Raw genomic sequence first — 12,573 nt, forward strand, 5'->3', positions numbered from 1 at the left:
GCCCGCGCCCCCGGCCCGACCGACGAGCCGCCCGCGATTCAATCAAGGATACGCAAGATGGCCCGCCGCGGCACGATCCGGCGTCTCGGATTCCAGGCGCGTGCTCGCGCGCAGGGGATCTCCGGCGACCTCCCTCGCCTCCCCATACGCGACATCGCCGCGAACGTTTCGGGGCCGACCGCCCGGTCGGCCCGCTTGACCGCGGGTTTCGGCGGCTTTTAAGATGAACCTCCACGTCGCGCGAACGCTCCTCGGGTCGCGGTCGTAGCAATCGCATCCGTCATGGCGGCGAGGTGCCCCCGCGCCGGCCGTTGCCCCGCCGGTCGTCCTCATCTGGAGATTCCTCAACATGTTGCGGTGGGTGATCCTGGCCGTCGTCGTGGTCCTGATCGCGGCCGGCTCGGTCGTGCTCCTGGACTCCGCGAGCACCACGACGAGCCCCTTCAGCCAGCCCGTCGCCTCCAAGGTGGTCGGCCCCCGGCCCAGGGCGGTCATCGAGGGGGAGCTGACGCACCAATTCGGCGAGATCGGCCAGCAGGAGACCGGCCGGCACGCCTGGAAGCTCACCAACGAAGGGGACGCCGACCTCCTGGTCTGGAAGGGGACGTCCACCTGCATGTGCACGGTCGCCAAGCTCGACAAGGACGGCGACAAGCTGACGCTCAAGCCCGGCGAGTCCACCGAGATCGAGCTGGAATACCAGACCAACCAGACCGTCGGCGACTTCCACAAGGGCGCCAACATCGAGACCAACGACCCCGAGCATCCCACCTTCCCGCTGTTCGTCCACGGCAAGGTGAACCCGCCGGTGATCCTCATCCCGGGCGAGACCATCGACCTGAACGTCGTCGACAGCGACGACCCCAAGGGGGTCTTCTTCGCCCTCTACTCCCCCGACCGGCCCGAGACCAAGATCACCGAGATCAACAACTCCAAGCCCGAGTTCCTCTCGACCTCCGTCGAGCCGATGTCCGAGTCGGAGCTGGCCAGCGGCCAGCTCAAGGCGGGCTGGAAGGTGAACGTCGAGGTGAAGCCGGGCTTCCCGCTCGGCCAGATGCGCGAGGAGATCGTCGTCCACACCGACCACCCCCACCGGCCCGAGGTCAAGGTGATGGTGGTGGGCGTGGTCGCCGGCCCGGTCAGCGTCTCGCCCGACCGGATCCGCATGGTCACCGTCAAGAGCGCCGAGGGGGGCGGGGCTGAAGTCCTGCTGAACGTCCGAGGCGGCGAGGAGGCGAACTTCACCGTCGCCTCGAAGCCCGACAAGCTCGAGGTCGCCGTCGAGCCCACCGACGTCAAGGGCCGCTACCGAGCCCGGGTGTCCGTCCCCAAGGGGACCCCGGCGGGGCTCGTCGACGGCCTGGTCGTGCTCAAGACCGACCTGCCCAACGCGGGCGAGCTGAAAATCCCCGTCAGCTTCCTCGTCGGCAAGTGACGACCCGATCCCCCCGCGCGGGCCGGAGGATTGACCTTATCGGCCCGCGACGGGACGGATAGACTCCGACCTTCGGCCCGGCCTCGTGGGCGCCGTCAAGTCGCGCGCCCCGGCCGGAGCGGGACGGAAGCCTCAAGGAGGAACGATGTCGGCCCGATCCCCCTATCGGTCGGTCGTCGCGGTGGCGACGGCCGCCGCCCTGCTCGGCTACGTCGGTTGCGGCCGGCCCGCCCCCGAGCCCCAACCCGCCCCCACGCCGGCCCCGTCCCCCGCCCCCACGCCCGCGTCCCCCTCGGACGACGCCGCGGGCGGCGAGGCGAAGGGCTCTGGCAAGCTCCTGTCCCGATGGACCGACCCGAAGGCCGTCCTCGTCGTCTCCGGCGAGATGGACGGCTACCTGGAGCCCTGCGGCTGCGCCATGGGCCAGCTCGGCGGCCTCATCCGCCGGCAGGACTTCGTCGAGAAGCTCAAGGGGCAGGGGCACCACGTCGCCATGATCGACCTGGGGAGCCTCACCAAGGACCCCACGTCCGCGCTCGGCGGCTTCGAGCAGGCCAAGATCAAGTTCGGCATCGCGCTCAAGGCCCTCTCCGCGTTCCCGTACGACGCGATCGCCCTGGGCGCCGACGACTTCAAGGTGGGCGTCGCCGAGGCGTTCGCCCAGTTCCTGAACAGCCAGGAGGGGACGACGAAACTCCTCTCCGCCAACCTCGTCGCCGCGCCGGGCTTCGACGAGATCATCGTCCCCTCCGTCGTGGTGGAGGCCGGCCCGGTCAAGCTGGGCGTGACCGCCGTGGTCGACCCCGAAGCGATCGCGAAGCTCTCCGACCCCGACCGCGAGGCCCTCATCCCCGAGGTGAAGCGCTACGAGGACGTGCTGCCGGGCATCCTCAAGGAGCTCGAAGGCAAGAGCGACTACCAGGTCTTGATGGTGCAGGCCCCCCCCCAGGAGGCGCTCCGGCTGGCCGAGGCGTTCCCAGGGTTCGACGTCGTCGTCTCCAAGTCCGAGGCCCCGGACCCCGAGGCCGACCCCAAGACCGCGAACGACGGCAAGACGATGATCGTGAACGTCGGCCGCCGCGGGAAGTACGTCGGCGCGGTCGGCTTCTTCGACGGCTCGGCCCCGAAGTACCAGCGGGTCGCCCTGACCGAGCGGTTCGACGGCCGGGACCTGTCGGTGAAGAAGATCATCGAGGACGAGTACCGCGGCCTGCTGAAGGGGATCGGCACCGTCGAGAACTTCCCGCGCCGGGACTTCGTCGGCGGCGCGTCGGGCGCGAAGTTCGTCGGGGCCGAGTCGTGCCAGACCTGCCACCCGAACACCTACCTCAAGTGGGCGAGCACGGGGCACGCGAAGGCGTACGACTCGCTCCTGCACGACCCCAAGCCCGACGTCAACTTCGACGCCGAATGCATCGCCTGTCACACGACGGGCTTCGAGTACAATTCCGGCTGGGTCTCCGCCGAGGCCACCCCCGCCCTGAAGGGGAACCAGTGCGAGAACTGCCACGGCCCGGCATCGAAGCACATCGCCGCGCCCGACGACATGGAGTTCCGCAACGCCCTGAAGCTGACCGCCGAGCAGGCCGACCGGAACCGCCTGTGCATCCGGTGCCACGACGAGGACAACTCGCCGGAGTTCAACTTCGCGACCTACTGGCCCAAGGTGCTCCACAAGGGGCTCGACACCTACACCGACCCGAAGGTCCACCAGGGGATCACGGTCGACCCTCCCGCCGCCCCGAAGGCGAACTGATCGAGGCCCGTCCCATGGAAAGCGCGACCACGACCCAGGCCCCCGGCCGGCTGGACAAGATGCGGTCCAAGTACCGCGAGGACCACCAGAACCCGGTCAACCACTTCCTCCACGTCGGCGTGGGATGGCCGATCATGGCGCTGGCCGTGATCCTCGTCCCGTTCCGCCCCTGGTGGTCGCTGGGCCTGTTCTGCCTCTCCTACGCCATCATGTGGGCCGGCCACTTCATCTTCGAACGCAACCTCCCCACCGTCTTCCGCCACCCCAGCACTCCCTTCGTCATGGCCTGGGCCGTGATCGGCCAGATCGCCTCGGGCGTGGGCCGCCTGGTGACGGGCAAGCGGGGGTGACGGGTACCGGGCGGCACGCGAACCCGGAGGCTCTCCGATGCACCCGCATGAAGTGGCCGTGGTCCGCTCGTTTATCCTTGCGCCGAGACGCCCCCGTTGGCTCGAATCGCTGGGCGACCCGAAGCGGCGGTCGGGCTTCCTCGACCGCCTGAACCATTGCCGGGACCTCGACGAACATTTCGCGAGGCCGATCCCGTACATGGACGTCGCGGCCTTGCTGCGATCCCACGCCGCCCCTGCCGGATGCCACGTCATCTCCGCCGTCGCCGACATCGACGGACGGGAAATGCCGCTCGCGGAGGCCGTCGACCTCGCCGAGGCCGGCGGATGGGGCACGATCCTGAGTTGCATCCCCGGTCACTTGGCCTGCTACATCGACGAAAGGGGATCCAATCGCCGCATGATCCTCGCGCGCGAAGCCGACGCATCCCGCTCGGCCTCGACGGCCATTCAGCGGGCGGGCGGGACGCGCCCCGGCGGGGGGTAGTCCTTCGAGGCGTCGTCGAGGACGAGCACCCAGTCGAGCGCCTCGCCCGGGGCGGGGGGGACGAAGCGACGCTCCCTCTCGTTGGCGAACTCGCCGATCGCCTCGGCGTGGCCGTTTCGCGGGTCGAACCACCAGGCGCGCACCTTCTTTGCCTTCACGGCGTCCTGGACGCGGACCGAGAATGCCCGGCCGATGGGGGCGTAGACCATGGCGTACGAGCCGTCGCGGTCGCGGGTGGCGACGAAGCGATACCGCCCCGCGCCGGGGACGGCGGTCTTCACGCGGTCGACGACGATGATCGAGTCGTCGGGGACGCGCGTGGCCATGGGACGCGATTCGATCAGCCGACGGCCGTGCCGCATCTGCCCCGCCCCCGGGTCGTCGAGGGCGTCCGTCCAGGGGAGGAGCGGGTTGTTGATCGGGTCGCGGCCCGGCTTCCACATCTGCCAGACCGAGTGGTGGCCGTAGGTGTGCCCGCACGCGCCCGAGAAGACGTCCCAGTAGAACGGCCGGCGGACGTCGGCGGCGACGGAGTGCCCGTTGCGTTCCGCGTGAAACGCGATCGGGTGGGCCTCGTACAGCGGCTCGCCGTCGATCACCGGCTTGGGAGGCGAGAGGTCGAAATCCGGCCTCGTGTTCTCATAGGCCCCGGTGTAGTCGGCGTTGTGGCCGTTCTGCCGCATGTTGAACGAGAGCCAGTCCGCGCCGTGGAACCACTTCGACGACCCCTGGCCCCCCCTGGGGTGGAAGGTCATCAGGCGCTTGCCGCCGTCCCCCTTCTTGATCCCCCGGGCCATCGCGTCGATGATCGCCTTCTGGCCGTCGTCCTCGACGTTCCGGTCGCCCCCCAGGATCCAGATCACCCCCTTCGCTCCGTAGCGCGCGCCGATCCATTCGCCGTACTTCTCGGCGTTGGCGGCGTCGAACAGGGGCTTGCCGTCCTTGACCGGGTCGTGCCAGTAGCGTCCCCAGGTCGGCAGCAGGCCGATGGTCAGCCCCAGCGCGTTGGCGCGGTCGACGATGAAGTCGACGTGGTCCCAGTAGTCGTTGCCGGGCCCGTCCGCGACCGCCGGCCGGGCGGGGTCCAGGTCGACGAGCGGCAGGTGGCCTTGGGCGTTGGGGACCGAGTGCCCGTCCACCTCGGCGAGCGCGACGGCCTGGATCACCGTGAAGCCCTTGCCCGCGCGATCGGCGAGGTAGCGTTCGGCCTCCTCGCGATCGCAGCGGTGGAACAATTCCCAGGCGGTGTCGCCCAGGTAGAAGAAGGGCTCGCCGTCGTCGGCCGTCAGATGGCGGCCGTCGGCGCTCACGCCGGTCGGGAACCGATGGGGCTCGTCGCCGCGGGCCGTCCCGAGGCAGAGCAGGGCGGGCGCGACGAGCAGCAGGCCACGGAGACGGCTCATGCGCGGGACCTTCCGGCCCATGGCCGGGGCGAGGACGCGAGGCGAGGGGCCGGCGGGCTTTCAGGCCGCGCCGGCCCCTCGATCGTTTCCGCGCATTGTCCGCGAGCCGTCGGCCCCGATCAAGAACCGGAGGGGACGGGCTGGAGTTGGACGAGCGACGCCGTGGCCTCGGCGTGCTTGCGGATGTCCTCGGAGATCCGCATGGAGCAGAACTTGGGCCCGCACATGGAGCAGAAGGCGGCCGTCTTGAAGGCGTCCTGCGGCAGCGTCTCGTCGTGCATCCGGCGCGCGGTCTCGGGGTCGAGCGAGAGGCGGAACTGCTCCTCCCAATCGAAGCGGTAGCGGGCGCGGGAGATGGCGTCGTCGCGGTCGCGGGCGCCGGGGCGGTGGCGGGCCAGGTCGGCGGCGTGGGCGGCGATCTTGTAGGCGATCACCCCCTGGCGCACGTCCTCGACCTCCGGCAGCCCCAGGTGCTCCTTGGGGGTGACGTAGCAGAGCATGCTGGCGCCGTGCCAGCCGGCGAGCGCCGCGCCGATGGCCGAGGAGATGTGATCATATCCCGGGGCGATGTCGGTGACGAGCGGGCCGAGGACGTAGAAGGGGGCCTCGTCGCACTCGACGGCCTGCTTCTCCATGTTCATGGCGATCTGGTCCATCGGGACGTGCCCGGGGCCCTCCACCATGACCTGGCAGCCGCGGGCCCAGGCCCGGCGGGTCAGCTCGCCCAGCGTCTTCAGCTCGGCGAACTGGGCGGCGTCGGAGGCGTCGGCGATGCAGCCGGGGCGGAGGCTGTCCCCCAGGCTGAACGTGACGTCATACTTGCGCATGATGTCGCAGATGTCGTCGAACCGCGTGTAGAGCGGGTTCTCGCGGTTGTGGGCCATCATCCACTGGGCCATCAGCGCCCCGCCGCGCGAGACGATCCCCGTGATCCGGTGGGCGGTCAGCGGGATGTGGTCGCGGAGGATGCCGATGTGCAGGGTCATGTAGTCGACCCCCTGCATCGCCTGGTGCTCGATGTTGGCGAGCAGGTCCTCCTCGGTGAGGTCCTCGACCTTCTTCACCTGCTGGACGGCCTGGTACATCGGCACGGTACCGATGGGGACCGGGCTGGCCTCGATGATCGCCCGGCGGATGGCGTCGATGTTGCCGCCGGTGGAGAGGTCCATCACCGTGTCGGCGCCCAGCTCGACGGCCATCCGGAGTTTGGCCAGCTCGTTCTCGATGTTCGAGGTGACGGCCGAGTTGCCGATGTTGGCGTTGATCTTGCACTTGGCCGCGATGCCGATCGCCATCGGCTCCAGGCCGAGCCCGAGGTGGACCGTGTTGGCCGGGATGACCATGCGCCCGCGGGCGACCTCGGAACGGATGGTCTCGGGCTCCACCCCCTCGCGGCGGGCGACGTGCTCCATCTGCGGGGTCACGACGCCCTGGCGAGCCTGTTCGATCTGCGTCATCGTCCACGTCCTCTTCGAAGTCGCCCCGGCGCGACACCGGGTCGGGCGAGCGCTCGCGCCCGAGCCCCGGCGGGGGCCGGTCCCCACCCATGGTAGGCCGCGAGCCGTCGTCAGGTCAATTCGCCCCGGCCGCCCGTCGCGCCGGGGGGACCGCCGCGACCCCCCGCGTCGGGGTGCGTCCCCGGGTCGAGAGGGCCAGCCGGAAGCGGTGCGGGCCGGGCGCGGCGGCCATCGGGAACTGGTAATATTCGGCCGCCCCGGTCGCCTCGTCGACGAGGAATCCGGGCTCCTCGCGGACGTGGAGCCGCGTCCCCTCGGCGGTCGGCTCGGCGGCGGCTAGCGTCCAGGCGCGGGTGGTCCCGTCGCCGTGCTGGACGAACAGCGCCCGGCCGGCGACGGCCAGGCCCTCGGGGAGTTCCTCGGGGGTCACGAAATACCCCCGCGAGCCCTCGCCCGGCGAGCGGCCGGCGGCGACGATCGTCCCCCGGACGCTCGGCTGGGAGACCAGCATGCCGGACGCCTCGGCGTAGGTGCCGCCGACCAGCGTCACGTCGTCGCCGCGGACCCGGACGAGCAGGCCGTCGGTCTCCACCCCCCGGCCGTTGGCGAGCTGGGCCCGGATCACCGCGCCGGCCTTCCGGTTGAAGACCAGGTGCTCGGTGCCTTCCGGGGCCTCGACCGCGATCACCACGGCGTCGGCCGTCGTCTCCACCCGGCCGACCCGGTCCAGCGGGGCCAGGCCGTCCCGCATCGGCTCGAACAGGGTGACGAAGAGCGACGCGAGGTTCGCGCCCGACTGGGAGCGGCGGCGGACGATCAGGCTCGACCGCGGCGCGGCCGGGTTCGGCGGGCCGCCGGCGACGGCCGGGGCGTCGGACGAGTCGGCCGCGATCAGGGTCGCGGGGGACGCCCCCAGCAGGTGGAGCCGCAGCGACGGCGTCCCCCCCCCGCGCGGGGCCAGGTCCACGCGCGACGGCCCGTCGAGCGACGCGCGGAGCCTGGGCTTGAACTCGCCGTAGGCCTGCACGAACCAGCGGCCGTCCTCGGGGCGGGCGGTCGGCAGGAAGGTGATCGACGGCGGCAGCAGGCTGCCGACGGCCGGCGCGGTCGCCAGCAGCGGCTTCCATTCGCTCCCCGACCCGGGGGCGGAGTGGAAGATCTGGTCGTGCTGGAGCCCCCCCTCCACCTCGAAGACCGACACCGCGTACCGCCGCGGCCCCCAGCCGGAGACCGCGAAGGTCTGGCGGTAGAGCTTCGTGGAGACGGGGTAGGCGTGGCGGTCGGCCGCCGTGACGACCTGGAGGTCGGCGTCCGGCGAGAAGAACAGGAAGTCGCTGGAGGGGGTCGGGATCCGGGCCGCCTGCGGGGACTCGCGCTGATTCAGGCCGTCGACCACGACCGTGTTGTGGCTGGCGGTGGCGAGATCCCAGCCGTTGGCCGTGGCGGGCCGCTCGTCCAGGTCGTCGAGCAGGGGGACGCCGCCGACGCTCAGCCGGAACGCCAGCCGGCGACCGCGCCTGTCGGTCAGGCCGTCGCGGCCCCGCACCTCCACGTCCAGCGATTGGTCGTCGCGGCCGACCGAGAGCAGGGCCAGCCCCGCGCCCCCCAGGAGCATCGGGCGGCGGGGGCCCTCGTCGGGCTTCTCGACGGGCCAGGAGGCGAGCCGGATCTCGGGGTCGACGGGCCGCGACGGGACGGCCGAGGCCGCCGCGCGGGCGAGGTCCAGCATCGGCACGACGGGGCGGTCGCCCGCCGACGTCGCCGGCCGTTCGAGCAGGCCGTCGATCCAGCCGTCGAGCATCCCCAGCACCCGGCGATGCCCAAGCACGTCGGCGCCCCGCCAGAAGCCGTCGTAATAGAACGCGCGCCGGGAAAACTCCTCCAGCCGGGCGCCGGCCTCGTGGACCAGGATCCGGTTCCCGATCAGCCGGCCCACGCTGAGCATGCCCCGGTAGACGACCAGCGAGTCCTCCGTGTAGTCGTCGGGCTGGCGCGAGGCCAGCTCGGCCGAGGCGAGCAGCAGGTCGTTCTCGATGGTATGCCTCGGGTGCTCGTCCCCCAGGAGCTTGCCGACCTCGTCCCAGTCGGCGCCGTCGCGCAGGAGGCTGTACGCCAGCACCAGGTTCATCGGCGTTTCCAGGCTGCCGTTCCATTCCCACTTGGCGGTCTGGTAGGCGTGGCGGTACGGCGGCGGCACCTTCGCCGGCATGAGCTGCTTGGTCTGGCCGGGCTGGTCGGTGCGCATCGCGTAGTCCGGGTAGACCTGGGCGAACCGGAGGAGGAGCGTCGCGGCCAGCTGGGCCAGCTTCGGGTCGCGCTTCGCGGGCTCCTCGTCGTGCCAGCGGACGGCCGCGTAGAGGGCCGCCTTGGACAGGTACGCGCGGGCCTCGTAGTCCACCTTGGCGGCGAGGTACAGCCGCTCCTCGGGGTAATGGGCCTTCTCGGGGACGGCGGCGTGGTAGGGGTACAGGTGCCACACCCCGCGCCTCACCTCGACGTTCTCGGTGGTCGGGGCGGCGGGGAAGCCGCCGCCGGGGAACTCCCCCTTGCACTCGCGGCAGACGACGACCTTCGGCTTGTCGATCGACCAGGAGAGGGGCTCCTCGCGCTCGTCGATCCCGCAGGCGGGGCAGCCGCAGAAGCGGATCCCGGCCTGCTTGGGGACGAGGTCGGCGGCCTCCTTGGGGGAGAGCTTCAGGAGCGCCTCCGCCTGGGGGGCGGCCCAGAACTTGTCCTGCCACTCCTTCGGGAGCCGGACCGCGCCCAGCGGCGACTCGTCGGCCGGCGCAACGGCCGGCGCGAGGAACGCGAGCGTCAGGGCGAGCGCCAGGGCCCGCGACGATGGTGCCTTCGGGGTCATCCTTGGGTGCCTCCGTGTTCCGTCACGGCGAGTCGGGCGTCGGGCCCGAGGGGGGCGGGGTGGTCGGGGCCGGGGCGTCGGCGACGCTCTCCTGCTCGGTGTCGCGACGGCTGGGGTCGAGGACGAACAGGCGGACGTCCCCCACGGTCTCGCCGGGCCCTAGCTTCAGGGCGTCGCGGTTCTTGCGCGCGCGGTCCAGTCGGGAGTCGCGATGCGCCGGGCAGGCCAGGCCGTAGTTCTTCAGCTCGTGGTGGGAGCCGTCGCTCCAGTAGGCGGCCACCTTGTAAACGGCCGTCTCCTCGCATCCGGGCTCGGAGCAGACCGGGCGGTAGCGGAAGGGATTGGGCGGGTCCATGGGGCTCCCCTCGGCCGGGTGGGTCCGGGGAGAGGATAACCGGGGAGGGCGGTCGAGGCAACGTCGACCGGAGGGGGCGGAATCAGCGCGAGACGTGGTTGGGGTCGCTGGCGGTGCCGTCGAAGATGGTGGTGACGATGGTCTTCTTGCGGAGCGAGGCCAGGAGGAGGCGCCGTTGCTCCTGCGTCTTCCGCTCGCGGAGCGCCGCGCGGATGGAGTCTTGCAGCTCGGCGAACGAGGCGGGGCCGCCGGGGCGTCGGGCCTCGACCCGGAGGACGTGGAAGCTGTCGGGGCCCTCGACGACGTCGCTCACGGTGTCCAGCGGCAGGGCCTCGATGGCCCGGTTGACCGCGGCCACGACGTATCCGCCGGGGGCCGTCTCCATGAGCCCGCCGGCCGCCTTGATCAGCGCGGGGGCCTCGCTCTCGGCCGCGGCGACGGCCGCGAAGTCCTCGCCGCGCCGGACGCGGGCGAGCAGGGCGTCGGCCTTGGCGCGGGCCTCGGCGGGGGTGGCGTGCCTGGTCTTGTCGACGAGGATCTCGCGCCAGATGATCGCCGGCTGGCGGTGGTTCCGCTCGTCGTTTTTGTGCTCCTCGTAATACTTCAGCATCTCCGGCAGGCCGACGTCGACCCGGTCGCCGATCATCTGCATCATGAAGGAGTGGGCGACGAACTCCTGACGGAAGTTCGACTGGAGCTCCGGCAGCGAGCGTCCCTCCCGCTCGAACTTGCGCCTGAGCTGGTGCTCGTCCTGGACGTAGTGCTGGCGGAGCAGGGGGGGAAGCTCGTATTCGCGCCAGTAGCCGTCGGCGGCCTCCTGGAGCCTGAGGAGCTGCTTCTCGTCGTTCTTGAGCTTGTGCTTGGCCTCCTGGACCATCAGCGTGCGGTCGATCAGCGTCGCGAGGACGTTCTGGGCGACGTAGTTCAGCTCCTCGCGCGACAGCTCGCTCACCTTCCCGCCCTGCCGCTGGACGGCCTCCTTCACCGCCGTCCGCAGCTCGCCGAGCGTGACGACCTCGTCGCCGACCCGGGCGGCGGCCATCCCGGCCTGCTTCCAGCCCGAGTCGTCGACGTCGGCCCCCGTGGGGGCCGACGTGGTCGAGACCTGGCGGACCATCGCGTCGACGCGAGGCGCGGGGGCCGAGTCGGCGGACGCCGAGGGGGCCGCCTCCAGCGGCGGGAGGGGTTCCTCCTCGTCCTCGTCGGGCGCCGCCTCCAGAGGAGGGGCCGGCTTGGGCGAGGCGGGTTTGGCGGGGGCCGGTTCGGCGACGGCCGGATCGGCGGGGGGCGACGGCTCGGTCGCCGGCCTCGGGTCGGGGTCGAAGCCGAGCGGCGGATCCTCCTCGGCGGGGGGCGACGGCTCCATCGCCGGCATCAGGTCCGGGTTGGGGCCGAGCAGCGGGTCGTCCTCCATCTCGACCGCCGGCGCGGCCTGGGGCCGGGTGGGCGCGGGGGCCGGGGCGGGGGCGACGTCGGGGAGCGTGGGCAACGCCTCGTCGGGATCGGCCTCGACGGCCGGCGGCAGCGCGTGCTCGTCGTCGTCCAGGTCGGGCTCCATCGCGACCCGCTGAGCGGCGGTCGCGTCGGCGGGCAGTTCCTGGGGGGGCTCGCTCCAGCGAGTCGTCGGGGCGGCCTGGGCCTGGACCGGAGCCTGGGCCTGGGCCGGGGCGGCGGCGCGGGCGGCGGCCGGGGCGGCGTTGGGATCGGCGGCGGCCCGGGGGGCCAGGCCCGTCTCGGGCCGGGTGGCGATCAGGGGCGCGCCGGACCAGTTCGGGTTGGCGGGGTCGGGCAGCGTCGACTTCGCCACCGAGGGGCTGGTGCCTCGGTTGATCGTGTCGTAGATCGACGGCGTCGGCTCCATGCCGACCGGACCCCCCTCGATCTCGGGGGGTCGCGCCGACTTCGAGTGCGCGCAGCCGCCGACCGCCAGCCCGGCCAGCGCCGCCGCGAGCAATGTTCTTCTCATGGCTTCCGTCTCCATCCTTGGAGAGCCCACCCCCGGCGCGCCCGGCCGGCGCCCGGCCGCTCGGGCCGGACGCGACGGGTCGCGACCGATCGGGTCCGCCCCGGTCGTCGGCCGCCTCACGAGACATGCTCGGCCGGCCCGGAGCGTCACACAGCCCCCCCGCCCGAACGGGCCGAGGGGGCTCGCGGATTCTCGCGCCCGGCAGGATAGCCGATCCCCGCCCCGCAGCAACCCCGATCGTTTTTTCGCGTTAACCAGGTTTCATGAAATCCCGCCCCACCCCCGGGGGATCATGGGGGCGTTCGATGGCGGCGCTCTTTGACCTTTCGGAAGCAGTCAGGGGCGACGGCCCCTGAAAGGGACCGCGCCCCCGCGCCGCGACAGGGAGGGTCTTCGGCCCGATATCCGTCCCCGCTCCTTCCGGGCTGACGACCCGCCGCCGTCTCGTCGACGGCTCCACGGACGCGCCCCCCCCTTCTCCCCTCGTGGGAGAAGGTGGCCGAA

The 12,573-nt window shown here is 71.9% G+C and carries 9 protein-coding genes; 4 read left to right on the forward strand and 5 right to left on the reverse strand.

The features are described 5' to 3' along the window. Nucleotides 1-349 precede the first annotated feature (349 nt). The 4 genes from WG209_RS25105 (at nucleotide 350) to WG209_RS25120 (ending at nucleotide 4,028) form a co-directional block, all read left to right on the forward strand. Nucleotides 350-1,435, forward strand: a complete 1,086-nt coding sequence (locus tag WG209_RS25105; protein WP_337177861.1) for a DUF1573 domain-containing protein — start codon at nucleotides 350-352, stop codon at nucleotides 1,433-1,435. Nucleotides 1,436-1,580: 145 nt separating this feature from the next. Further along, nucleotides 1,581-3,191, forward strand: a complete 1,611-nt coding sequence (locus WG209_RS25110) for a multiheme c-type cytochrome (RefSeq protein ID WP_337177862.1) — start codon at nucleotides 1,581-1,583, stop codon at nucleotides 3,189-3,191. A 14-nt stretch (nucleotides 3,192-3,205) separates the two neighbouring features. Further along, nucleotides 3,206-3,541: a DUF962 domain-containing protein gene (locus WG209_RS25115; RefSeq protein WP_337177863.1), complete on the forward strand. Its 336-nt coding sequence runs from the start codon at nucleotides 3,206-3,208 to the stop codon at nucleotides 3,539-3,541. Nucleotides 3,542-3,593: 52 nt separating this feature from the next. Continuing rightward, entirely contained in the window at nucleotides 3,594-4,028 is a 435-nt protein-coding gene (locus WG209_RS25120) for a hypothetical protein (RefSeq protein WP_337177864.1), read from the forward strand. On the opposite strand, the gene WG209_RS25125 is transcribed toward WG209_RS25120, so the two are convergent. From WG209_RS25125 to WG209_RS25145, 5 genes are all read right to left on the reverse strand, one after another. Continuing rightward, nucleotides 3,992-5,431: a glycoside hydrolase family 140 protein gene (locus WG209_RS25125; protein WP_337177865.1), complete on the reverse strand. Its 1,440-nt coding sequence runs from the start codon at nucleotides 5,429-5,431 to the stop codon at nucleotides 3,992-3,994. The two genes, WG209_RS25120 and WG209_RS25125, sit on opposite strands and share 37 nt — an antisense overlap. A gap of 119 nt (nucleotides 5,432-5,550) precedes the next feature. Continuing rightward, on the reverse strand, nucleotides 5,551-6,975 hold the full coding sequence (gene thiC, locus WG209_RS25130) for a phosphomethylpyrimidine synthase ThiC (protein WP_337177866.1): 1,425 nt from the start codon (nucleotides 6,973-6,975) through the stop codon (nucleotides 5,551-5,553). Between the two features lie 28 nt (nucleotides 6,976-7,003). After that, nucleotides 7,004-9,748, reverse strand: coding sequence for a hypothetical protein (locus tag WG209_RS25135; protein ID WP_337177867.1), 2,745 nt, complete (start codon nucleotides 9,746-9,748; stop codon nucleotides 7,004-7,006). Between the two features lie 22 nt (nucleotides 9,749-9,770). Further along, nucleotides 9,771-10,103, reverse strand: coding sequence for a hypothetical protein (locus WG209_RS25140; RefSeq protein ID WP_337177868.1), 333 nt, complete (start codon nucleotides 10,101-10,103; stop codon nucleotides 9,771-9,773). A gap of 82 nt (nucleotides 10,104-10,185) precedes the next feature. After that, entirely contained in the window at nucleotides 10,186-12,069 is a 1,884-nt protein-coding gene (locus tag WG209_RS25145; RefSeq protein WP_337177869.1) for a peptidylprolyl isomerase, read from the reverse strand. Nucleotides 12,070-12,573: the final 504 nt, after the last annotated feature.

The sequence above is a fragment of the Paludisphaera sp. genome (assembly GCF_037189885.1).
In the GTDB taxonomy this organism is placed as follows: domain Bacteria; phylum Planctomycetota; class Planctomycetia; order Isosphaerales; family Isosphaeraceae; genus Paludisphaera.